The following is a 22216-nucleotide window of genomic DNA, read 5'->3' as shown; positions in this document are numbered from 1 at the left end:
CCGTGCGGTGAGGACCGGTCCCGCGTGCGGTGCAGGACCGGTCCGCGTCCGTGGATCAGGAGGCGACCGCGGTGGTCGTCAACGCCTCCGTGACGGCATCCGCCCACGGGCGGGCGAGGTCGGCGGCGAGGTCGCGGCCGGCGGCGTCGTGCCGGCCATACTCCCCGACGCGTTCCGCCCCGCAGGCTCGCAGGGCCTCGTCGAGGATCTCCGAGCCGCGCGAGTACGTGGCGTGGTAGGACCGGTCGCCGAGGCCAAAGACCGCGAAGCGCAGCCCGGTCAGGCCGGGCCGGGCCGCCAGCAGGCCGGCGTGGAAGGCCCGGGCGGAGGTGGGCAGTTCGCCGTCGCCGTAGGTCGAGCAGACCAGCAGGTACGGCCGGGTCGGGTCCAGGGTGCCGGGGGCGGCCGGGTCCGCCCCGGCGAGGTCGAGTACCTCCACCGCGTACCGGTCGGCCAGGTGCCCGGACAGTTCCTCCGCGACCAGTTCGGCATTGCCGGACTCGGTGGCGAACAGGATGGTCAGCGGCGGCAGGTCGGTCCGGCCGGTCTGGGCCTGCGCCCCCGCACTCGCCCCGGCCCCGCGGGCCTCGGCACCGGTCCGGACACCGGTCCCGACGCCGGCCGGTCCCGCGAGCGATCCGGCGGTGGCCGAGGAGGCGATCAGCCGCATGCGTCGCCGGTCCAGCAGCTTGGCGCGTACGCGCCCCTTGGCGGCGGCGGCGCGCTCGTGGGCGTCCAGGCGCAGCCAGCCCTCGTAGTCGGTGGCCCGTCCCAGGTAGGGGCGCAGGCCGACGATCCCGGTCTTGCCGCTGTGCTGGTCACCGGCACCCCCGCTGCTGACACCCCCGCTGCCGGTGTCCCCGCTGCCGGGGCCCGAGCCGGGTCCCTCCTCCGGCGCCGCCTCCGCATCGCGGGCCGCCGCCAGGTCACCGGCGATCACCTCGGCCAGGTCCCGGGCGTCGCTGCGCTGGGAGGGGATGGTGCCCTGCGGGCCGCGGCGGGCCCACCCGGCCAGGTACAGCCCCGGCTCCACGCGGCCGCTCTGCCGCGCCTGGTCCGTGATCCCGTCCAGCGCCGCGGTGAGCTCGCCGTCCCCGGCCTGGAAGCCGATGGCGGTGATGACGCTGTCCGCCGCGATCCGGACCCGGTCCGGTTCGTCGCCCGGCGCGCCGCCCGGTGCGTCACCCGGGCGGTCGCACGAGGCGGCCTCGACGCCGGTCACGGCCCCGGTCGCATCACGCACGACCTCGCGGGGGGCGTAGCCGAGCCACCAGTGGACGTGGAGCCGGGCCGGGCCGGTCTGCTCGCGCCCGGCAGCCGCTAGTCCGGCCATCAGCCCGGACCGGGGGTCCCCGGCCGCGGCCAGCCGGTCCGCGTCCGGGCCGTGCACGGTGTGCACCAGGCCGGGCAGGTCCAGGATCTCCCGCAGCATCACGGGATCGAACCTGGCCCGTGCCGGCAGCGAGCGGCCGATGACGTGCACGGTGTCCAGCCGCCGGGTCAGGGTGGCGTGGGCCGCGTCATGGATGTCGGACCCCTCCAGGCCGGCCGCGGTCTTGGCGAGCAACCGGACCACGTCCATGGCCACGTTGCCCATCCCGATCACGGCCGCGGACCGCCCCAGCGAGGCCGCGTCGGGCTCCGCCCAGCCGGTCCCGGAACAGGTCTCCGGCTCCCCGTTCAGCAGCCGGGTCAGTTCTCCCGAGCCGATGACGCCGGTGAGATCGGCGCCGAGCACCTGCAGGGGAGCGTCCCGGCGCAGGCCGGTGGCCAGCACCACCGCGTCGAAGTGCTCCCGCAGCTGCCCCAGGGTGACCTCGGCACCGGCCGCATCCTGGGATCGCACGGCCGGGGCGTGCTGGGCGGGGCGCCCGCGCAGCACCAGGTCCTCGGCCGCCGCGCCCGTGTGCACCCGGGTGGAGCCGACGAAGCGCACGCCGTCGTGCTCGAAGAGCCGGGAGAACTGGTCGGCCACGGCCTTGGTGCCCTGGTGGTCGGGGGCCACGCCGTAGCGCACGAGGCCGAAGGGCTCGGGCCGGGCCTCGAACACGGTCACCCGTGCCTCGGGCAGGCGGCGCCGGACCGCCTGGGCGGTGTAGCACCCCGCGGGTCCGGACCCCACGACGGCGACGTGCGGGCCGACCGCACCGCCCAGTGCGGCTGCGGGAGCCGGCGTCGTGCCCGGCGCCGGTCCGGTGGCCGCGGTGCGGTCGGCGCCGTCACCGGTGCATCCGGGGGAGGCCGTCCAGGTCACCGGCATCTCGTCCATGCCGCGGAACACCCAGCCGCCGGCGCGGGCCGGGCGGTCGGGGATGAGGTCCAGACCGGGCAGCGCCTCGAACAACCGCGGCAGCGCGACGTCGGCCACCTCGGCCCGCGCGACCCACGCGCCGAGGCAGACGTGCACGCCCTTGCCGAAGGCCAGGTGCGCTCCCTCGCCCGTCCGGCGGATGTCGAAGCGGGCGGGGTCGGTCCACTGGGACTCGTCCCGGTTGGCCGAGAGCAGGCAGATGCCCAGCTTGGCCCCGGCGGGCAGGTGGACGCCGCGCAGGGCCACGTCCCGGGTGGTCTGGCGGGAGTACATGCCGATCGGGGCGACCCAGCGGATGGCCTCGTCGAACACGGCGTCCCACAGTGTGGGGTCGGCCTCCACGAGGCGGCGCTGCTCCGGGTCCCGCAGCAGCGCCCAGGCCGCCACGCCGATGGCGTCACGGGGCTCGTTGAGGCCGCCGCCGATGGTCATCTTCAGGTTGGCCCGGATGGACTCGACCGGCATCTGGTAGTCCGGCAGGGCCACGAGCGCGGAGAGCAGGGAGTCGTCCGGGTGGGCGCGGTGCCAGTCGAGCATCTCGTCCAGGGCGGCGTCGACCTCGTCGAACGAGGCCTCGCCCCTGGCCCACACCACGGGGTCGTCGGCGTAATTCCCGGTGGCGTCGATCATGGTCTGGGACCAGCGCTGCAGGTCCTGCTGGGTGACGTTGTGCAGGCCGGTGATCGCGCGCAGGTTCTCCGCGGCGAAGGGGGCGGCGAAGTCCCACACCAGGTCCGCCCCGGGGCCCTTCTCCCGCAGCTCGGTCAGGTAGCGGTCCGCGTTGCGCTCGAAGACGGGCCGCCACGCGCGCTTGACCACGGAGGGCCGCAGCACGGGCTGCCACGCCCGGCGCTCGACGACGTGGTCCGGGTCGTCCTTGCGCAGCATCGAGTGCCCCATGGCGCGGATCATCAGCGAGCCCTGCTCGTTGGCGGAGAAAGTCGACTGGTCCAGTTCGGTGTCGTGCACGGCGTCGTAGGAGGTGACCAGGTAACGGCCCACCGCCGGCACCCAGTGCACCCCGCCCTCGGCGCGCAACCGCTCGAAGACCGGGAACGGGTCTTCGTAGAGCTCCGGGATGGTCACCCAGTCGGCCACCGGGGCCGGTCGCGACCCGGCGGGGGCGCCCGGAGCCTCGGGCGTCGGCCGCTCCTGCGCGGTCGGGGCGGGGAAGGGGGCGACGGCGTCAGTCATCTCGGGCGTCCTGGTCTGCGGGGGCGATGGTGGAGTGGGTCTGGATCTGGATCTGGAGCGGGGCGAGGGGCGTGCCCTCGCGGTAGTGGCCGCCGAAGAGGTCTGCGCCCTCCTCGGTCAGGGTCGGCACCGGATAGCAGGCCGCCTGGCCGGAGGCGGGTGCGCCGAGCCGCGCGAAAGCCAGCCGCTCCCCGGGGGTGAAGGGGTCGTCGATGGTCAGGACGGCGGAGCCGCCCGTCCCCAGGGCGGCAGGGTTCGCGAGCGTGACGGCCAGCAGTCCGTGATGGCCGGTGAAATGCACGGCCCCGGTCCCGTGCAGCGCGGGGCCGTCCGGGGCGAGGGGGAAGAGGATGCTCCCGTCCGGCTGCAGGACGGCCCCGCCGTCCACGTCCACGCGACCGTCGGCCAGGCGCGAGACGTAGGCGACGAACCCCTCGTGCACGGCCCAGAGCAGTCCACCGGCCGGGACGGGGCCGTGCGCGCGGGGCGCCTCGGCCAGTGGGGCGGCGGTCGTCACGGGGTCCTCCTCGGGGGCGTCGGTTCGGGTGGTCTCGGCTCCTACTGTGACCCGCCTCTCAACTACAGTGCAACTGAGAAGATGTGCTCAACAACCACAGGGGGACTGCGGTATGGAGACCGGCCCGGAACGGCGCCCCGAGGGCGATCCCCGGTTCACCCTGCGCCAGCTCGAACTGTTCGTCGCCGCCGCCGAACACGGATCCTTCGCGGCCGCCGCCCAGCGCGCGTACGTCACCCCGAACGCGGTCTCGCAGGCGGTGACCGAGCTGGAGGGTGTCCTGGGCGTGGTCCTGGCCGTCCGCCGTCGGGCCCGGGGACTGACGCTGACTCCGGCCGGGACGCACCTGCTCGAGGGGGCCCGGGCGTTGTTGCGGCAGGCGACCGACCTGAGGCTGAGCGTGGGGGAAGGGGCGGGCGCGCCCTCCGGGCCGGTCGCCGTCGGGTGCTACTCCACGCTCGCCCCCACCCTGGTGCCCGAGCTGTGGGAGCGGCTCGCGCAGCGGTACCCGGACGTGGACCTGACGATCGAGGAGGGCACCACGGCCGAGCTCGTGGAGCTGCTGCACGCCGGCCGGCTGGACCTGCTGATCGCCTACGAGGTCGCCCTGCCGCCGGGGTTGAGGAGCCGGCCGCTCTTCGCGGCGCACCCGTGGGTGGTGCTGTCCCGGGACCACCCGCTGGCGGGGCAGCGGGCCGTGGACCTGCGCGACCTCGCCGACGACCCGCTCGTGATGTTCGACCTGCCGCCCAGCGGCCAGAACACCCTGGAACTGCTGCGCCGGCGGGGCGTGCGGCCCCGGGTCGCGCACCGAACCATGGACTTCGAGCTGGTGCACTCCCTGGTGGGGCGCGGGATGGGGTACGGGATCCAGTTCCAGCGCGCCGAGGTGGAGGTGAGCCGGGAGGGCCGGCCGCTGGCGGTCCTGCCCATCACCCCGGCGCCGGACGCCGAGCCCGTGGTGGTCGCCTGGTCGGAGCGGGTGCCCCTGACCGCGCGGGCGAGCGCGGTGGTGGAGGTGGCCCGGGAGTTCCTCTCGGCGCCCGTTGGCTAGGCTCGGTGCATGGCCGAGCAGCGCGCAGACCGCACCGAAGACCAGCCCGACGCCGGCCCTGCCCGGACCGCGCCCGCCCGCCGTCCGCTGGGGCCCTCCTCGCGCTCGCAGGTGCCGGACTTCGAGGTGATGACGATCCTCGGACGGGTGAGCAAGCTGCGCGCCGCCGGGCACGACGTCGTGAGCCTGTGCGCTGGGGAACCCGGTGGGGGAGCCCCGGCCGCGGTGAACCGGCGGGCCGCCGAGATCCACGCCTCCGGCAGGGCGCTGAACTACACCCCGAGCCTGGGCATCGTCGAGCTGCGCCAGGCGATCGCCGGGCACTACCGGCGGTGGTACGGATTGGACGTCGACCCGGCGCGGGTGGCCGTGACCACCGGGTCCTCGGGGGCGTTCATGGCCGGGTTCCTGGCCGCGTTCAACGCCGGGGACCGGGTGGCGATGGCCCGCCCCGGGTACGCCGCGTACCGGAACATCCTCACGGCGCTGGGCTGCCAGGTGGTGGAGATCGACGCCGGCGCGGAGGTCCGCTACCAGCCCACCCCGGAGCTGCTCGAGCAGGCCGAGGCCGACCACGGTCCGCTGGCCGGGCTCATCCTGGCCTCACCGAACAACCCGACCGGCACCATGGCCACCCGCGCCGAGGTCGCCGTGCTGGCCTCATGGTGCCGGAAGAACAGCGTGCGGCTGGTCTCGGACGAGATCTACCACGGCATCACCTACGCGGACGGCGCGGCCGCGGACGAAGGCGGTGACGAGCCGGGCGACGAGCGCGGCGTCTGCGCCTGGGAGTACTCGACCGAGGCGATGGTCATCAGCTCCTTCTCCAAGTACTGGGGCATGCCCGGCTGGCGGATCGGCTGGATGCTGATGCCCGAGGACCTGGTCCCGGCGATCGGCGGCCTGTCCGGGTCGGTGTCCCTGTGCCCGCCGGCGGCCGCGCAGTACGCCGCGGTGGAGGCCTTCGCCGAGGAGTCCTACGCGGCCTGCGACGAGCAGGTGGCCGGCTTCGCCCGGGCCCGCGCGCTGCTGCTGGACAACCAGGAGCGGCTGGGCTGGACGGACGCGGCCCCGGCCGATGGCGCGTTCTACTTCTACGCCACGCCGGGGGAACGGATGCTGGCGAAATACGGCACCTCGACGGCGTACTGCGAGGCCCTGCTGGAGCAGGCCCACGTGGCGCTCACCCCGGGCACCGACTTCGACACCGCCCACGGCGACCAGTACATCCGCCTGTCCTTCGCCGCCGGGCACGACGCCGTCCGCGAGGCGATCGAACGGATCGTGGCGTTCCAGCGGGGTTGAGCCGGGGCGGCCCGGGCTAGTCCAGGGCTAGGGGATCGGAATGGCCTGACCGCTGCGCACCCGCTTCATCACCATCGTCGAGCTGAGCCGCTGGACGCCGGGCAGGGAGCCGAGCGCGCCGTCGTAGAGCCTCTGGTAGGCGGCCAGGTCGGCGGTGAGGACGCGCAACAGGTAGTCGGGGTCGCCGAAGAGCCGCTGGGCGTCGACGATCTGGGGGACGTCGTTGACGGCGGCCTCGAAGGCGGAGACGGTCTCGACGTCGGTGCGTCCCATGGTGACGAACACGATCGCCTCGAAGTGCAGTCCGATCGCCTCGGGGGAGACCACGGCGCGATAGCGCTCGATCGCGCCGGACTGCTCGAGGTCCTTGAGCCGGCGGTGGCAGGCGGACAGGCTCAGCCCCACCTTCTGGGCCAGGACGGTCGCACTCATGCGCCCGTCCTCCTGCAGCAGGGAGAGGATCTCCCGGTTGATCGCGTCCATGCCGACAATCCTTCCGTTCAACCCCCGGATCTACACAACACATCGAAGCACATTTCGCCCGATCCTCCGTACGATCTCCGGCAGAACGGTCGAACGGAAGGACGAGCGCAATGGATACGGCGTTGATGGCCCAGTTCTGGCTGGTGGCCCTGCTGCTGGCACTGACCCCCGGCGCCGACTGGGCCTACGCGATCTCGGCCGGTCTGCGCGCCCGCTCCGTGGTGCCCTCCGTGGCTGGCATGGCTTCCGGATACGCGCTCGTGGTCACCATCGTCGCGATCGGGGCCGGGGCGGTGGTCACCGCGTACCCGGTGACGCTGACCGCCCTGACCGTCATCGGCTCGATGTACCTGCTCTACCTGGGCGTCTCCACGCTCACGGCCCAGGCCCCGCCGATCACCGCCAGCGACCAGCCCCTCGGCACCGGCTCGTTGTCCCAGTTCTTCCGCGGCGCCGGGATCAGCGGGATCAACCCCAAGGGCCTGCTGTTGCTGCTGGCCCTGCTGCCCCAGTTCACCTCCGCCTCCGGTGCCTGGTCCTCCACGGCCCAGATGTTCACGCTCGGCAGCCTGCACGTGGCCAACTGTGCGGTGATCTACCTCGGGGTGGCCCTGCTCGCCAGGCAGCTGCTGGGCTCGCGCCCGCGGGCGAGCAACGCCGTGGTCAAGGTCTCCGGAGTCCTGATGGTCCTGATCGGCACCGGCATCCTCGTGGAGCAGGGGATCGCCCTGTTCTGAGCCGCCTCGCAGCGGCCACCCAGCAACGGTCGATACCCTCGGTCTGCCCACGGGAGACGACCAGGAGGACCCATGCAGCAGCCGACCATGCTCCGCCGCGGACTGCAGGGCGTCGGCGTCATCCTCGTCATCGTCGGCGGCGCGGTCTTCGTGCTGATGCTCGTCCTCGGGCTCGAGGCGTTCCTTGCCCAGTTGCCGGAATCCACCGGGGCGGCGAGCGTGTTCTGGGCGACCGTGGCGCTGGTGATGAAACTGGCCGTGCCGGCCCTGCTGGTCTGGATGGGTGTGCGGTGCATCAACCCACCGGACCGCCGCAGGGAGACCTCGTGATCACCAGTCCGGACGGTCCGAGGTCCGTGGGCCAGGCCGGCAGCCGCCCTCCGCTCACTGGGCCGCGGACCGTCGTGCTGCTGGGGATCGACGGGTCGGGGAAGACGACCACGGCCGTTGCCCTCGCCGCCGCTGAACGGGACGAGGGCCGCAGGGCACTCGTGGTGCGCAACCGCTCCGGCCGCCGGTGGCTGATCCGGGCGGGGCGCCGCTTCGGCACGGAGCTTCCCGTCCGGTGGGCGGACCGGATCGAGACGGTGGTGCGCACCTCCAATGTCGTGCTCTCCCACCTCCGGGCCGCGAGCACCGACGGGCTGGTGGTCATGGACCGCCACCTGGTGTGCCAGCTCGTGCTGAGGCAGGTCCGGGGGCTCCCTCCGGGCCGGGTCCTGCCGTGGCTGTCGGACCGGTTGCTGCGCCGGGCCACCGTGGTCCTCCTGGACGTCCCGACCGAGACCGCGCATGCACGCATCACGGCCCGCGGCGAGGACGACGAGCACCTGGACTTCCTCCGGGCCTCCCGCACCGCCTACCTGCGGTGCGCCGCACCCCGGGGCTGGGCCGTGGTGGACGCCACCGGCCCGGCGCGGGAGGTCCTCGGCCGGATCCGTCAGGGCGCGGTGCAGCCCAGCGCGTGAGTGGCCGCCCCGCGCGGATCGTCACCGCCGGACCCGACGCCGGCCCTCACCGATCACCGGGGCCGTCCCGTTCCAGGCCCCTCCCGGGGCGGTCACCGCTGGTCCGGTCCCCGGCACCGCAGTAGGTTGTGGGCGTGGCGTCCCGGGACCTGGAGGCCCTGCCCGTGGGGTTCGAGCGCTTCCACCGCAGGGACTTCCTCAACTACCAGTTCAATCGGGCGCACGCGCTGGGCTTCGCCGATCGCGCCGAGCTCCTCGCCGCGGCGGACCGCATCCGCTCCGGACCCGACTGCGTCCCCGTCTTCGAGGACCTCTCGGCACGGGCGGCCGCCGCCGGCCGGGCCCGGCACGCCGCGGGGTACCTGCGCCTGGCGGAGTTCTTCACGCCGCCGCGGTCGGGGGAGAAGCTCGCGCGCTACCGGCGCCTCCGGGACCTGTACGACGAAGTGTTCGTGGGCACCGGCGTCGTGCGCCACCAGGTGCCCTACGCCCAGGCCGCGCTGCCCGCCTACCGTCTGCCCGCGGACGGCCCGGGCACCGGGGCCACGGTGCTGCTGCACGGCGGATTCGACTCGGTGATCGAGGAGTCCCATCCCGTCTGGCAGCGCCTGGCCGCCGCGGGGTTCGACGTGATCGCGTTCGAGGGCCCGGGACAAGGTGGGGCGCGGGCGCTGCACGGACTGACCTCCGAGCACGACTGGGAGAAGCCGGTCGGCGCGGTGCTGGACCACTTTGGCCTGACGGAGGCCGCCCTGGTGGGGATCTCGATGGGTGGGTACTGGGCGCTGCGCGCCGCCGGACGGGAACCGCGCATCCGTCAGGTGGTGGCGTGGCCACCGGTCTACGACTGGCTCTACCGGTTGCCGGCCGCGGCGCGCGGACCTGTCCGGAGGATGCTGACCCACCGGGACTTCATGCGCTGGAGCGTGCGCACTCGGGCCCGGCTGTTCCCGACGCTGCGGGGGGTGGTCGAACAGGTGCTGTACATGGTCGACAGCGACGACCCGGCCGACGTCGTGGACTGGTTCCTGGGCATGAACGCCCGGCACCTGGGCAGCGAGCGGGTGCGCCAGGACGTGCTGCTGATGTGCGGGGAGCACGACGCGTTCCAGCCGCCGGCACTGGCCCGGGCCCAGGCTCTGGCGCTGACGGCGGCCCGCAGCCTGACCGTGCGGACGTTCACGGCGGCGGAGCACGCCGACCAGCACTGCCAGATGGGGAACCTGGACCTGGCCTGCCGGGTGCTGACCACCTGGCTGCGGGACCCCGCCGGGCTGGCAGGATGAGGCCATGGACGAGGTGACGGACGCTCCACGACCGGACGGCAGCGGGCCGGGCGCCGGCGCGGGGCACCGGGCCCGCGGCTCGGTGCCCGAGGTGGCCCCGGCGTCCTGGTGGAGTCGCCTGTGGAAGCCGTTCTGGGCGGTGCCGGCGGCCTGCGTCCTGGTGTTCCTGGTCCTCGGCATCGTCCTGCCCCAGGTGGAGGAGTCCTGGGGGACCACCGACCTGCGGTACGTCTTCCAGGGTGGTCCGGACGGCGCCCGGGGACTGCTGGGCACGATCGCCACGGCCATGATCTCGGTGACCGGACTGGTCTTCTCCATCACCATGGTGGTCCTGCAGCTGGCCTCCAGCCAGTTCACCCCGCGGGTCCTCGGAGGATTCCTGCAGAACCGGGTGGTGCAGTCCACGCTGGGCATCTTCATCTCCACCTTCGTGTTCGCCCTGACCGTGACCCGGTCCGTGCGCGGTGACAACTCCACCGAGCAGTTCGTCCCCCAGATCTCCGTGACCGTGGCCTTCCTGCTGGTCCTGGTCTCCATGGGGTTCTTCCTGGCCTTCATCCACCACATCACCACCTCGATCCAGGTCTCCCACGTCATCTCCCGGATCGGGGACCAGACGGTGGCGCTCGCCGACCGGATGTTCCCGGAGCCCGCGGATGCCGAAGCCCCGGCGTTCGGGCCCACCTGGTCCCCGGAACCCGGCACGCCGCACCTCCGGCTCGAGGCGCCCCGGCACGGCGTGATCACCCACGTGGACTACGGCGGGCTGGTCCGCTGGGCGCGGGAACGGGACGTGGTGGTCACGCTGGACCGGCCGGTGGGCCAGTTCCTGACGGAGGGCCAGCACGTGCTGCGGATCTGGGGCGCCGCCGCCGGGCTGGAGGAGGCCAGCGGGCAGGGCGACCCCTACCGGCACATCGGGCTGGGCCCGCAGCGGGAGATGCGCCAGGACGTCGCCTTCGGCATCCGCCAGCTCGTGGACATCGGCAACCGCGCCCTGTCCCCGGGAGTCAACGACCCGACGACGGCCGTGCAGTGCCTGGACGAGCTCCACCGGATCCTGCGCGTGCTGGTCCGGCGCGCCTCGCCCAGCCCCTACATCGCCGACGACGCCGGCCGGGTCCGCGTGGTGCACCATCCCCAGGCCATCACGGAGCTGGTGGAGCTGGCCCTGCTGGAGATCGCCGACAGCGGGGACGACCTGCAGGTGCCCCACCGGCTGCGCACCCTGCTGGAGGACCTCGTGGAGGTCAGCGCGGAACGCTACCGCCCCGCGGTGCAGCGGTTGCTGGAGGGGCTTCCGGCAGTGGACCAGGATGGTGATGGCGATGGGGAGCGCGGCGGTCAGGCGCCGTTCGGCGACGTGGGCGGTCGTCGGCGTAGGCGGTGAAGATGGTCTCGGCGTCGGCGTCGGCGTTGGCGTCGGACACGGAATCCTCCGCCGGCACCGCCTCCCAGCCGGTCCAGGACCCCTGAGCCCCGGGTGCTGCCGACCGGGAGCACGGACGACGGGGCGTGTGCGTCAAGGAGGGACGCAGGGAGTTTCTCCGTGCCGGGATTGCTACGCTGGAAAGCATGTCCACCGCACTGACCCTTGCCCTCCTTGCGGTCGGACTCATCCTCACCCCCCTGTTCTGCCGGTGGTGGGGCCGCAACGCCGGATGGCCCTTGGCGGCCGTCTACACGCTCGCCGCCGTGGCGTACCTGCCCGCCCTGGCCCAGGGGACGGTTGCCCGCGCCGGTGCCGGCGGTGCTGCAGCCGCTTCACCCGCCACGTGGTCCATCCCGTGGATCCCCTCCTGGGGCCCAGATGGGGGAGAGGGCATCAGGCTGGCGTTCTCCGCCGATCCAGTCTCCAGCGTCTTCACCCTCATCGCGCTGCTCATCGGCGCGGTGGTGCTCGTCTACTCCACCCGGTACCTGGACCCCGGCCCCAACCTGAGCTTCTACCTCGGGATGGCGCTGTTCACGCTGGCCATGGTGGGGCTCGTGACCGCGGACGACCTGGCGGTCCTGTTCATCTGCTGGGAACTGACCTCCCTGGCGTCCTTCCTGCTCATCGCCCGCTCGGGCCAGAGCGCCTTCGCCCCGTCGATGCGGACCCTGCTCGTCACCTTCCTCGGAGGACTGGCCCTGCTCGTCGCCGTCGTGCTGATCGCCGTCCGGGCGGGAACCACGAACCTGGGCGAGATCATGGCCTCAGACCTGTGGGCCCAGGACCCCGCCTTCACCACCACGGTCGGGCTGCTCATTGCCCTGGCCGCCATGACCAAGTCGGCCCAGTTCCCCTTCCACTCCTGGCTGCCCGACGCGATGGCCGCCGCCACCCCCGTCTCGGCCTACCTGCACGCCGCCGCCGTGGTCAAGGCCGGCATCTTCCTGCTGCTGCGCTTCTCGCCGGTCTTCCACGACGACGTGCTGTGGTCCGTCCTGCTCGTCATCGTGGGCCTGGTGACCTCGGCCGTCGGCGGCTGGCGGGCGCTGCAGCAGCACGACCTGAAGAAGCTGATGGCCTACTCCACGGTCAGCCAGCTCGGACTCATCGTCGCCGCGATCGGCACCGGGACCGAGGCCGGCATCGCCGCCGCCCTGATCCACACCATCGCGCACGCCCTGTTCAAGTCCGGGCTGTTCATGGTGGTCGGAGTGGTGGACCACGCCACCGGAACCCGCGACCTGCGGCGCCTGCCGGTGCTGTACCGGGCGCTGCCGTTCACCTTCGTGGTGACCGTCCTGGGCGCCGGCGCGATGGCGGGCATCCCGCCCCTGCTCGGCTTCATCTCCAAGGAGTCCATCTTCACGGCCCTCAACCACTGGGCCGCAGACGGGGGCGCGTCCGGCACGCTCGCCGCCTGGGCGGGCCCGGTCGCGCTGGCCGGCGCCGCCCTCGGCTCGGTGCTCACCTTCGCCTACTGCGCCAAGATCGTCGTCGGCGGCTTCCTGGACCCGGAGCGCCCCGGGCGTCCGGGCCATGCCGGACACCACGCGCCGGCCGCCGCGCGGGACCACGGGCGGGAGCACGGGCACGGCATCGCCGCGGACGTCCCGGTGCACGCCCCCGGTGGCATCCTGGTGACCGCCACCGCGCTGCCGATCCTCGCCTCCGTCGCCGCGCTCTTCGCCCTGCCGCTGCTGGACGTCGCGGTCGGCGCCGCCACGGACACGGCCCTGCCGGTCACCGGGGCGGAACCGCACTTCGTGCTCTGGCACGGGATCACCGCCGAACTGCTCACCACCCTCGCGGTCTTCGCCGTCGGCGTGGTGACGGTCCTGCTGCGCCACCGGCTCTGGCCGGCGCTGGAGGAGGCCGCGCTGCCGTTCGGCGGTGCCTCGATCATCGAGGCCTGCACCCGGGGCCTGACCGTGGCCGGCCACGCCGTGGCCCGGCTGACCGCCCGGGACGCCGCCGCCTCCCACGCGGCCATGATGGTGGCCTCGCTCGCGGCCGTCGTGGTCCCCGGGGTCCTGCTGCTCAGTGCCCAGGGCAGCCTGCCGCCGCTGCGCGAGGGCCTGAACCAGCCGGTGGACGTGGTGCTGCTCGTGCTGCTGGCCGCCTCGGCGCTCGGCGTGGCGTTCACCCGATCGCGGCTGGGCGCCACGGTGGCCCTGTCGGCCATCGGCATTCTCATGACGGTCCAGATCCTGGCCCTCGGCGCCCCGGACGTGGCCCTGACGCAGTTGCTCGTGGAGAGCCTGACCATCATCGTCATCATGCTGGTGCTGCAGAAGCTGCCGCGGACCTTCAAGAGCCCCCGGGCCGCCCGGGCGCTGCCGGCCGCGGTCATCGCCGTGGGCGCCGGGCTCGCCACCGGCCTGGCCACCTGGGGGCTGACCGGCCGGCGGGAGAAGTCCGAGGTCGGCACGTACCTGCTGGAGAACGGCCAGGACATCACCGGCGGGGACAACATCGTCAACGTCATCCTGGTCGAGTTCCGCGCCCTGGACACCCTCGGGGAGCTGGCCGTGCTGGGCATGGCCGGCATCGCGCTGGCCGCCGTGCTCTCCACGGTCCGCAACCGGTACATGGACCCGGACCCGGACAAGGTGGCCCGTGAGGAGATGTCGTCCGGCGAGGAGCAGGACGGCGCCGACCGCCCCGGTGGCCCGGAGTTCGGCGGCGACACCGCCCGCCGCGCCATCCTCAGCTCCTGGGGCAACATCAGCCAGCTCCAGCTGATGCTGCGGTTCCTGCTCCCGCTGCTCGCGGTCATCTCCGCGATCCTGTTCCTGCGCGGCCACAACGAGCCCGGGGGCGGGTTCATCGCCGCTCTCGTGGGCTCGGGCATCGTCGGGCTCGTCTACGTGTCCACTTCGAGGGACCGGCAGATCGGCGCGCCGCGGGCGCCCATCTACCTGATCGGCGGCGGCGTGGTCGTCGCCGTGGGTACGGGCCTGTGGAACATGGCGTTCACGGGGACCTACATGGAGCCCCAGCATGGGTACGTCCTCGGCCAGCATCTCAGCACGTCCATGGTGTTCGACGCCGGCGTCTACCTGGCCGTCGTCGGGCTCATCCTGCTCGCCTTCAACGTCCTGGGCACCGCGCGCTCGGCCCACCAGCGCCCCGGCGGGGAGGGCGCCCGCGAGCGCGTGGACGAGGCCGTGCTGGGCGAGGTGGACGGGCCGATGGACAACCCGATCGACGGCCTGCTCGTCGCAGACCGGACGGCCGCCACCGACGGAAGGCCCGCGAAACCGGTGAAGCCCACCACCCAGCACATCTCCTCCGGCACCCGGCCTGACGAATGGGGGCGGTGACATGTTGGTCCTCGCCGTGACCGTGGGCGTACTGACCGCCGCGGGCGTGTGGCTGCTGCAACAGCGGAGCATGGTTCGCGCCATCTTCGGGCTCACCTTGATCTCGCACGCCGTCAACCTGCTGCTCCTGACCACCGGGGTGCCGGGCTGGCGCGTGGAACCGCTGATGTCCACGGCGGACGCCGCGGACGCCGCGGATCCGCTGCCCCAGGCCTTCGTGCTGACCGCCATCGTCATCTCCATGGCCACCACCATCTTCATGCTGGCCCTGGCCGTGATCGGCCGGGACGACGACCAGGAGAAGGTGCCCGAGACCGGGGAGGAGCACGCATGACCGAACTGATGACCCCCGGATCCCTGCTGGCGCTGTTCGTGGCCGTGCCCCTGCTCTGTGCCGGCCTGTCCGTGATCCTCCGCCAGCGCGTGGTCGACCGGATCCTGCTCGTCGGGGTCCCCGTCCTCGCGGTCGCCGGGGCGGTGGCCCTGATGCTGTACCACCGCGAGGTCCCCGTGCTGGCCAGTGCCATCGGCGCCTACGAGGGTGGCATCGCGATCCCCCTGGTCTCGGACACGCTCACCGCCCTGATGCTGGCCACCACCGGACTCGCCACGGCCGCCTCCGGCTGGTTCCTGACCCTCACCGGTGAGGCCCGGTTGCGGTTCGTCCCGGCGCTGGCCCTGTTGCTGATGACCGGCGTCAACGGCGCCCTGCTGACGGGCGACCTGTTCAACCTCTTCGTCTTCGTCGAGGTCATGCTGCTGCCGTCCTATGCCCTGATCGCGGTGACCGGGACCTGGCGGCGCCTGGGCCTGGGGCGCATGTTCGTCATCGTCAACCTGGTGACCAGCCTGATCCTGCTGATGGGCGTCGGCCTGGTCTACGGATCGGCCGGGGCCGTGAACCTCGCCGTCCTGGCCGGACGGGCCGCGGAGGATCCCCAGGTCGCCCTGGCGGTCACCGTGGTGCTGCTGGCGCTGGCCATCAAGGCCGGCGTGGTCCCCGTCCACGGCTGGCTTCCCCGGGCCTACCCCGGGACCTCGGCGGGGATCATGGCCCTGTTCTCGGCCCTGCACACCAAGGTCGCGCTGTACGCGATCTTCCGCATCTACTTCACCACCTTCGAACCGGGCTCGCCGTCCGGCGCCGCCGGGGCCGGAATGGCGTCCACGGTCGCGGTGGTGATCGCCGTCGTCGTGCTCGCCACCATGGTGGTGGGCGCGATCGGGTCCCTCGGAGAGCAGCGGTTCCGCGGTGTCCTGGCCTTCCAGATGGTCGCCGGGGTGGGGCACATCCTGATCGGCGTCGCCGTGACCTCGCCCGCGGCCGTGGCGGCGGGGCTGTTCTACCTGGTCCACCACGTGGTCACGATGGCCTCGTTGCTGACCACCGTGGGGGCCGTCGAGCACACCTACGGCACCGGGGTGCTGGGCCGGATCTCCGGGGTGATGCACCGGGACCGGCTGGCCGCCGTCCTGGTGGCCCTGGGGTTGTTGTCCCTGGCCGGGCTGCCGCCCACCTCGGGACTGTGGGGCAAGCTGGGGCTGGGCCTGGCCGTGGCGGAGGCCGGTGAGACCGGCCCCGCGGGCGCCTGGCAGACCCCGGTGTTCCTGGTGGCCATCGTGGTCTCGTCCGTGGTCACCCTCGTGGCCCTGCAGCGGCTGTGGGGCTCCAGCTTCGCCGGGGCCCCGCTCCACCGCTACTGGCCGGCCGCGCCGGAGGGGGGACGCGCGAAGGCCCAGACCCTGGAGGGCGACGTGCGCATCCCGCTGCGCCTGCTGGCCCCCGGGACGATGATGATGGGCGTGTCCATCGCCCTCTTCCTCTTCGCCGGGGCCCTGATGCCCTTCATCGAGACCGCGACGGCGGGGCTCTTCGAGACCGGTCCCTACATCGAGGCGGTGCTGCCATGAGAACCGACCAGCCGCGTCACCGCAGCTCCTGGCGGTTCAGCGTCGGGTCCATGGTCGCCTACGTGGCCTGGCTCATCGGCCAGGTGATCGCGGGGTCGCTGACCGTGGCCCGGCGCGCCGTGACCCCCGGCCGGTTCGCGGAGCCGTCCATCGTGGCCTTCCCGCTGCGCTGCAGCACCGACCTGGAGGTCACGTGGATGGCCTCCTCCATCACCATCACCCCGGGCACCCTCGTGGTGGGCACCGCCCACGGCACGGACACCGAACCGGTGACCGTCTTCGTGCACTCGGTCTTCGACGCGGACCGGGAGTCCGTCCACGAGGGCCTGCGGGAGATGGAGGACCGGCTGCTGAGGATGACCCGCGGGCCACGATGGCAGGACCACGCGGAAGGGGACGTCCGATGAGCATCGACACCGCCTATGACGTGCTGCTCTCCGGAGTGCTCCTGATCCTGGCCGTCGCCATCCTGCTGGGGCTCTACCGGATCTTCACGGCCTCCTCGGCCGCCGAACGGGCCGTGGTCGGGGACCTGGTGTACTTCGCGGGCATCGGGATCCTGATGATCGTCGGCATCCAGTCCGGCTCCGCGGTCATCCAGGACGCCGCCATGCTCGCGGCGTTCCTGGGCATCCTGGCCACCGTGGCACTGGCACGCATTCTGACGAGAGGGGAACGCTAGTGGAGGGGTATCAGATCCTCGCCGCCGTCCTGATCCTGGGGGGCGCGCTGCTGGTGCTGCTCTCGGCCGTGGCCATGGTCCGGGCCCGGGACGCCCTGCAGATGATGAACGTGTTCTCGCCGGCCACGGGGATGGGCCTCCCGCTGATGGTGGCCGGGGTGTTCGCGCACCTGACCGGCCGCGACGGGTTCGACTGGTGGATCCTGCTGGTCAGCCTCGTCACCATCGCCTCCCTGGTCATCGTGTCCTCCTTGGCCTCGAACACCCTCGCCCGCGCGGTGTACCAGTCCGGTGCTCCCGTGGATCCCCAGACCCACCCCCAGGACCTGGCCGGGTCGGCCCGGACATCTCCAGACGCCTGAGGTCCCGGACGCGTCAGAAGCCTGACTTGCTGGGAGCGCACCGGGCGGGCGGACGCTGCGGTCATGACCGCGGCGCGACGCGTCAGTAGCGCTGGTCGTCCTGGGTGGGTGCGGCCTTCGGCTGCTCCAGGATGCGCGGCTCGTCGGCATGCTGGCCCTTGCGCTCGGAGCTGCCGTCCACGAGGTCGGCCAGCTTCGCGGCGGCCTCGGCCAGGGCGCGCAGCCCGCGCCCGGCCTCGCCGCGGCCGCGCTCGGCGGCCTGGCGGATCGTGGTGTCCCGCTCGGTGCGGCTCCCGGTGGTGCGGGTCATGAAGTCGTTGATCTGCTGCGTGACGGATGAGGTCGTGCTCCGCAACTGATCCCACGCGTCCGCAGTGTTGGACCGCGCCGAGACCCCCGACGTCGGCCCGCCCGCCTTCCGGCGGACCGAGACGGGCTCGGCGGGCTGCTTCGTGGAGTCGGCGGGGCGGCCTTCTCGAGCGGCAGTCTGGTCCGGGTGCTGTGGCTCCGAGGTCATGGGGGTGAGTCTATGGTGCTCTCTTGGCGGCGGCTACAGGCTCGATTCTCGACGTGGAGCCGGGCCCTCTGGCAACACGCGTCCCAGTCGACTGTTAGCGTTCGATCATCGACGTCGCTGGTCACGTGGGGGTCCGGCATCTCGTCATCGCTAGTGAAGGGGACGCCCGTGGATGCTGTGTCTGATGAGGGAATGTCCGTCCTGCCGGTGGGGGTCTATGAGTCGTTGCTGACCGAAGGGCTGGCGGACAGGCTGGCCCGTTTACAGGACGCCACCTTTCGTACCCTGGATGTTCCCGGGGGTGAAGACCCGCAACGACTGACCACTCACCTGTCCACTGTCATCCGGCACGCCTTGGAAGCGGAGCGGAACGTGTCCAAGCGCGTCGAACTGGCGCAGCAGATCATTGATCTCCTGGGTGACGACTACCGATCTGAAGCACCCGATGTACACAACGGTCTGTCGACCCTGGCGGAAATTCGTAGGGTCGATGATCCGTCGCAAGCGCTGATGACCCGACCGGAAGCACCGTTGTCCGACGCAGCGCTTCTGACGAACTCTTCCCATGAACCGAGCCTGGGCGCCGAACTGCGATCCGAAATCGAGACGGCAGATCGGATCGATCTGCTGTGCGCGTTCGTGAAGTGGCACGGTCTTCGAGTGCTCGAGAAACAGCTCGGCGAGCTCAAGAGACGTGGGGTGCCCTTCCGAGTCATCACGACCACCTATGTGGGAGCAACGGAGCGGCGGGCTCTCGACCGCATCGTGAAGGATTTCGGTGGTGAGGTCCACATCAGCTACGAGACGCAGTCGACCCGGTTGCACGCCAAGGCTTGGATGTTCCACCGGCACAGTGGATTCAGCACCGCATATGTGGGCTCATCGAATCTCTCCAAGTCCGCCCTGTTGGAGGGGCTGGAGTGGAACGTTCGGTTGTCCTCTATCGCCACGCCTGAACTCATGCGGAAGTTCGAGGCCACCTTCGAAACGTACTGGCAGGACCCGTCCTTCGAACCGTATGACCCAGATCAGGACGCTGCGCGCCTGGATCGCGAGATCAAAAACGGTTCGTTTGCCAGCCAGGGTGAGCCGGTTGATCTTTCAGGACTGGACGTGCGTCCTTACCCACACCAGGCATTGATGCTGGAAGATCTCCAAGCGGAGAGAGCGATCCACCAGCGTCACCGGAACCTCATCGTTGCAGCCACCGGAACCGGCAAGACGGTCATCGCGGCCCTGGACTATCGGAACCTCCTGGCCGAGCATCGCCAGGACCTGCGATTGCTGTACGTCGCACATCGACGAGAGATTCTCGAACAGGCATTGCGGACATACAGAAATGTCCTCGCTGACGGATCCTTCGGGGAGCTCTTCGTGGACGGGCGTCGTCCGCAGGAGTGGAACCATGTGTTTGCCAGTGTTCAATCGTTGACAGCCAAGGGATTGATCTCCTTTGCCGACGACCATTTCGACGTCGTGGTCATCGACGAGTTCCATCATGCTGAGGCCGCCACCTACCGGTCCATCCTGGAACATTTCCAGCCACACGAGTTGTTGGGTCTAACCGCCACTCCGGAGCGAGCGGATGGTGTTAACGTCAAGACTCTTTTCGATAACCGGGTTGCGTCGGAGTTGCGGCTGTGGGACGCCTTGGATGCTGACATTCTGGTCCCCTTCCATTACTTCGGCGTGTCCGACAATGTCGACGTCTCCGAGATTTCCTGGCGGGCTGGAAAGTACGTCTCCCGGGAACTCGAGAACCTCTACACCGGTGATGATGCGCGAGCACGACTGGTCGCGCACCAGCTCCTGGACAAAGCCGGATCGCTGGAAGACCTCAAGGCGCTGGGATTCTGTGTCTCCGTTCTTCACGCACGTTTCATGGCAGATCGATTCAACGCCGCCAATATTCCCTCGGCCGTCGTCACGGGAGAGACGCGGAGTGATGAACGTCGAAAGACGCTTGAGGCTATCCGACGGGGCGAGATCAAGTGCATTTTCACCGTCGACGTCTTCAATGAGGGTCTCGACATCCCTCAGATCAATACGGTTCTGTTTCTCCGTCCGACCCAAAGCGCGACGATCTTCCTCCAGCAGTTGGGGCGTGGTCTGCGGCGCTCGTTTGGCAAGGACGTGCTCACGGTCTTGGACTTCATTGGCATGCAACGGAAGGAGTTCCGTTTCGACCGGAAGTTGCGAGCGCTGACGGGGTCCGGTCGGAAGCGCCTCATCGACGACATCGAAAAGGACTTTCCCTTCCTTCCTGCTGGTTCCCAGATCATCCTCGACTCTGTCGCCAAGGACGTTGTCATCAGAAACGTCAAGGGACAGATCGCGATGACCGCGAATCAGTTGGCGCAGGATATCCGAGAGCACGCTGATGGCCGGTCGTTGTGGGAGTACCGGCTCGATCAGTACCTCGAAGAAGCTGGCCGGAGTCTTTCAGACATTTACCGGTCAGGCTCGAACGGCCGCTCATGGACGACGCTCAAGATGAAAGCCGATCGGGCAGAACCACGAGACGACATGCCCAAGACGGAACTGAATCAAATTCTCCGTGCCTCGTCATTGCTGCATGTCGATGATCAGGAGCGGGCTGAGGCCTACTTGGCCCTGCTCCGCGAGGACATAAGAATCTCGGAGCTCACCGGTCGCGACAAGGTCTTCGCCGAGATGCTCTATTTCACGGCGATCTACCAAAAGGGACGGTTCGCTTCCTTAGACGAGGCTTTCCAATGGGTGCGGACCCAGACGCAGTTTGTTGCGGAAGTAGAAGAGATCTTCGAGCATCGACTTTCGTCCACGCGGACCAATCCGACGAGGACCTCCTTGAGAGAAGAAGTCCCTCTTTTTACTCATGCTCACTACAGACGCGAAGAGATCTTGCCGGCCCTTGGAATCCGCACCTTCGAGTCTTCTCCGGACATGGCTCATGTCTCTGGCGTGGCGTGGTCAGAGAAGTATGAAACAGACGCGTTTCTCATCAATCTGAGGAAGTCCGAACGAAGTTTCTCACCGACCACCATGTATCGCGACTACGCCATCAGTCGCAGTCAGTTCCATTGGGAGAGTCAGAACACCACGCGAGCAACATCTCCGACGGGTCGGAGATACGCCACCAAAGAGTCCAACGAGACCAACACGATCCTGTTCGTTCGCGAGACGCCCAGCAACGACATCGGGACCGCTCCGTTCGTTTGTTTGGGAACGGCGGATCTCAACTCGTGGCATGGCGAGCGCCCCATGCAAGTCACGTGGAATCTGCATCGAGAGATGCCCATGGAAGTCTTCAGGGTCGCGAGCGCCGTGGCCTGATCCATCAGGGGACAAGCAGTGGTCGGCGAGGAGGACATGTCGTTCGGAGCGGAACAAACTCACCCCCACCCGCGTTACTTCAACCCGAGAGCATTCTTCCGCGCGTCCTCAGGAGCCTTGTGACCACGCCCGTTTCCCAGCCCCGCACCATCGGCATCCTCGGCGCAGGCCGTGTCGGGACGGCCGTGGCCAGACAGGCACTGCAGGCCGGGTACGAGGTGAAGATCGCCACCGCCAAGCCGGCCGAGGAGATCGCGATGATCGCGGACATCATCACCCCGGGCGCTCAGGCCGTGGATGCCGCCGAGGCGGCACAGGCGGACATGGTGGTCGTCGCCGTCCCCATGCACAAGTTCCGCACGCTGGACGCTGATGCCCTGGCCGGCCGCACCGTCGTCGACACCATGAACTACTGGGCCCCCGTGGACGGGGAGATCGCGGAATTCGAGGCCGACCACCGCTCCACCTCCGAGGTCGTCCAGGACTTCCTCGCCGGTTCCTCGGTGGTCAAGACCCTCAACCACATCGGTTACCGGGACCTTGAGACCCTGGCGCGCCCCGCAGGCGATCCGGACCGCCGCGCGCTGGCACTGGCCGGCGACAGCGACGCCGCCCGGGCCGCCGTCGGGACCTTCCTGGACCGCCTGGGCTACGACCCGGTGGATGCCGGCCCGCTCGCCGCGGGCCGCGCGTTCGAACCGGACACCCCCATCTTCGCCACCACGCACCCGGTGGCACGTCTCACCGAACTGTTGAGCGAGGCCTGCGCCCTCGCGACCCGCTGAGGCGCACGCCCACCGCGGACGCCCACAACCC

Annotated in this window: 19 protein-coding genes; 15 read left to right on the top strand and 4 right to left on the bottom strand. The window is 70.8% G+C overall.

Going from position 1 to position 22216, the window contains the following annotated elements; translation table 11 throughout:
• Positions 1–55 precede the first annotated feature (55 nt).
• A complete protein-coding gene (locus GGQ69_RS13085; protein WP_183529216.1) occupies positions 56–3505 on the bottom strand; it encodes a cytochrome P450 in 3450 nt (1149 codons plus the stop codon).
• The gene (locus GGQ69_RS13080; RefSeq protein WP_183529214.1) at positions 3498–4022 is read right to left on the bottom strand and encodes an HtaA domain-containing protein; all 525 of its coding nucleotides are present in this window, start codon (positions 4020–4022) and stop codon (positions 3498–3500) included. Before GGQ69_RS13080 ends, GGQ69_RS13085 begins: the two co-directional genes overlap by 8 nt.
• Before the next feature lie 112 nt (positions 4023–4134).
• On the opposite strand from GGQ69_RS13080, the gene GGQ69_RS13075 reads away from it, so the two are divergent.
• Together GGQ69_RS13075 and GGQ69_RS13070 are read left to right on the top strand one after the other, a co-directional pair.
• Positions 4135–5076: a LysR family transcriptional regulator gene (locus tag GGQ69_RS13075; RefSeq protein WP_183529212.1), complete on the top strand. Its 942-nt coding sequence runs from the start codon at positions 4135–4137 to the stop codon at positions 5074–5076.
• A gap of 9 nt (positions 5077–5085) precedes the next feature.
• Positions 5086–6381, top strand: coding sequence for an aminotransferase class I/II-fold pyridoxal phosphate-dependent enzyme (locus tag GGQ69_RS13070; RefSeq protein ID WP_183529210.1), 1296 nt, complete (start codon positions 5086–5088; stop codon positions 6379–6381).
• Between the two features lie 27 nt (positions 6382–6408).
• Here GGQ69_RS13070 and GGQ69_RS13065 read toward each other — a convergent pair whose 3' ends face one another.
• Positions 6409–6864, bottom strand: a complete 456-nt coding sequence (locus tag GGQ69_RS13065) for an Lrp/AsnC family transcriptional regulator (protein WP_183529208.1) — start codon at positions 6862–6864, stop codon at positions 6409–6411.
• Between the two features lie 110 nt (positions 6865–6974).
• Between GGQ69_RS13065 and GGQ69_RS13060 the strand changes: the two genes are divergently transcribed.
• The 11 genes from GGQ69_RS13060 (at position 6975) to GGQ69_RS13010 (ending at position 17568) form a co-directional block, all read left to right on the top strand.
• Positions 6975–7601 (top strand): LysE family translocator, encoded by a 627-nt coding sequence (locus GGQ69_RS13060; protein WP_183529206.1) that lies wholly within the window; start codon positions 6975–6977, stop codon positions 7599–7601.
• A gap of 72 nt (positions 7602–7673) precedes the next feature.
• On the top strand, positions 7674–7931 hold the full coding sequence (locus tag GGQ69_RS13055) for a hypothetical protein (RefSeq protein WP_183529204.1): 258 nt from the start codon (positions 7674–7676) through the stop codon (positions 7929–7931).
• Positions 7928–8569: an AAA family ATPase gene (locus GGQ69_RS13050; RefSeq protein ID WP_370577186.1), complete on the top strand. Its 642-nt coding sequence runs from the start codon at positions 7928–7930 to the stop codon at positions 8567–8569. Before GGQ69_RS13055 ends, GGQ69_RS13050 begins: the two co-directional genes overlap by 4 nt.
• Before the next feature lie 134 nt (positions 8570–8703).
• Positions 8704–9855 carry an alpha/beta fold hydrolase gene (locus GGQ69_RS16905; protein WP_183529202.1) on the top strand — a complete coding sequence of 384 codons (1152 nt, stop codon included), beginning with the start codon at positions 8704–8706 and terminating at the stop codon, positions 9853–9855.
• 4 nt (positions 9856–9859) lie between these two features.
• Positions 9860–11245, top strand: coding sequence for a DUF2254 domain-containing protein (locus GGQ69_RS13040; RefSeq protein ID WP_255459708.1), 1386 nt, complete (start codon positions 9860–9862; stop codon positions 11243–11245).
• Between the two features lie 185 nt (positions 11246–11430).
• Entirely contained in the window at positions 11431–14613 is a 3183-nt protein-coding gene (locus GGQ69_RS13035; protein ID WP_183529200.1) for a DUF4040 family protein, read from the top strand.
• A 4-nt stretch (positions 14614–14617) separates the two neighbouring features.
• Positions 14618–14947, top strand: coding sequence for a sodium:proton antiporter (locus tag GGQ69_RS13030; RefSeq protein ID WP_183529505.1), 330 nt, complete (start codon positions 14618–14620; stop codon positions 14945–14947).
• Positions 14944–16524 carry a proton-conducting transporter membrane subunit gene (locus GGQ69_RS13025; protein WP_183529198.1) on the top strand — a complete coding sequence of 527 codons (1581 nt, stop codon included), beginning with the start codon at positions 14944–14946 and terminating at the stop codon, positions 16522–16524. The genes GGQ69_RS13030 and GGQ69_RS13025 overlap by 4 nt, the downstream gene beginning before the upstream one ends.
• Entirely contained in the window at positions 16521–16931 is a 411-nt protein-coding gene (locus GGQ69_RS13020) for a Na+/H+ antiporter subunit E (protein ID WP_183529196.1), read from the top strand. The genes GGQ69_RS13025 and GGQ69_RS13020 overlap by 4 nt, the downstream gene beginning before the upstream one ends.
• A complete protein-coding gene (locus tag GGQ69_RS13015; protein WP_183529194.1) occupies positions 16928–17206 on the top strand; it encodes a monovalent cation/H+ antiporter complex subunit F in 279 nt (92 codons plus the stop codon). The genes GGQ69_RS13020 and GGQ69_RS13015 overlap by 4 nt, the downstream gene beginning before the upstream one ends.
• On the top strand, positions 17206–17568 hold the full coding sequence (locus GGQ69_RS13010; protein WP_183529192.1) for a monovalent cation/H(+) antiporter subunit G: 363 nt from the start codon (positions 17206–17208) through the stop codon (positions 17566–17568). Before GGQ69_RS13015 ends, GGQ69_RS13010 begins: the two co-directional genes overlap by 1 nt.
• Before the next feature lie 82 nt (positions 17569–17650).
• On the opposite strand, the gene GGQ69_RS13005 is transcribed toward GGQ69_RS13010, so the two are convergent.
• On the bottom strand, positions 17651–18085 hold the full coding sequence (locus tag GGQ69_RS13005) for a hypothetical protein (protein ID WP_183529190.1): 435 nt from the start codon (positions 18083–18085) through the stop codon (positions 17651–17653).
• 168 nt (positions 18086–18253) lie between these two features.
• Here GGQ69_RS13005 and GGQ69_RS13000 point away from each other — a divergent pair, with 168 nt between their 5' ends.
• Positions 18254–21400 (top strand): DUF3427 domain-containing protein, encoded by a 3147-nt coding sequence (locus GGQ69_RS13000; protein WP_370577185.1) that lies wholly within the window; start codon positions 18254–18256, stop codon positions 21398–21400.
• 119 nt (positions 21401–21519) lie between these two features.
• Positions 21520–22185 (top strand): NAD(P)-binding domain-containing protein, encoded by a 666-nt coding sequence (locus tag GGQ69_RS12995; protein WP_183529188.1) that lies wholly within the window; start codon positions 21520–21522, stop codon positions 22183–22185.
• Positions 22186–22216 lie beyond the last annotated feature (31 nt).

Source organism: Micrococcus sp. TA1, from assembly GCF_014199555.1.
In the GTDB taxonomy this organism is placed as follows: Bacteria; Actinomycetota; Actinomycetes; order Actinomycetales; family Micrococcaceae; genus Citricoccus.
The sequence above is the reverse complement of the archived record's forward strand: the minus strand, read 5'-3'. Positions and strand labels throughout refer to the sequence as shown.

What these genes read in the sequence shown, in the direction of transcription:
- GGQ69_RS13085 (WP_183529216.1), bottom strand. Translation starts at nt 3,505, where the DNA reads ATGACTGACGCCGTCGCCCCCTTCCCCGCCCCGACCGCGCAGGAGCGG.
- GGQ69_RS13075 (WP_183529212.1), top strand. Translation starts at nt 4,135, where the DNA reads ATGGAGACCGGCCCGGAACGGCGCCCCGAGGGCGATCCCCGGTTCACC.
- GGQ69_RS13070 (WP_183529210.1), top strand. Translation starts at nt 5,086, where the DNA reads ATGGCCGAGCAGCGCGCAGACCGCACCGAAGACCAGCCCGACGCCGGC.
- GGQ69_RS13065 (WP_183529208.1), bottom strand. Translation starts at nt 6,864, where the DNA reads ATGGACGCGATCAACCGGGAGATCCTCTCCCTGCTGCAGGAGGACGGG.
- GGQ69_RS13060 (WP_183529206.1), top strand. Translation starts at nt 6,975, where the DNA reads ATGGATACGGCGTTGATGGCCCAGTTCTGGCTGGTGGCCCTGCTGCTG.
- GGQ69_RS13055 (WP_183529204.1), top strand. Translation starts at nt 7,674, where the DNA reads ATGCAGCAGCCGACCATGCTCCGCCGCGGACTGCAGGGCGTCGGCGTC.
- GGQ69_RS13040 (WP_255459708.1), top strand. Translation starts at nt 9,860, where the DNA reads ATGGACGAGGTGACGGACGCTCCACGACCGGACGGCAGCGGGCCGGGC.
- GGQ69_RS13035 (WP_183529200.1), top strand. Translation starts at nt 11,431, where the DNA reads ATGTCCACCGCACTGACCCTTGCCCTCCTTGCGGTCGGACTCATCCTC.
- GGQ69_RS13025 (WP_183529198.1), top strand. Translation starts at nt 14,944, where the DNA reads ATGACCGAACTGATGACCCCCGGATCCCTGCTGGCGCTGTTCGTGGCC.
- GGQ69_RS13020 (WP_183529196.1), top strand. Translation starts at nt 16,521, where the DNA reads ATGAGAACCGACCAGCCGCGTCACCGCAGCTCCTGGCGGTTCAGCGTC.
- GGQ69_RS13015 (WP_183529194.1), top strand. Translation starts at nt 16,928, where the DNA reads ATGAGCATCGACACCGCCTATGACGTGCTGCTCTCCGGAGTGCTCCTG.
- GGQ69_RS13005 (WP_183529190.1), bottom strand. Translation starts at nt 18,085, where the DNA reads ATGACCTCGGAGCCACAGCACCCGGACCAGACTGCCGCTCGAGAAGGC.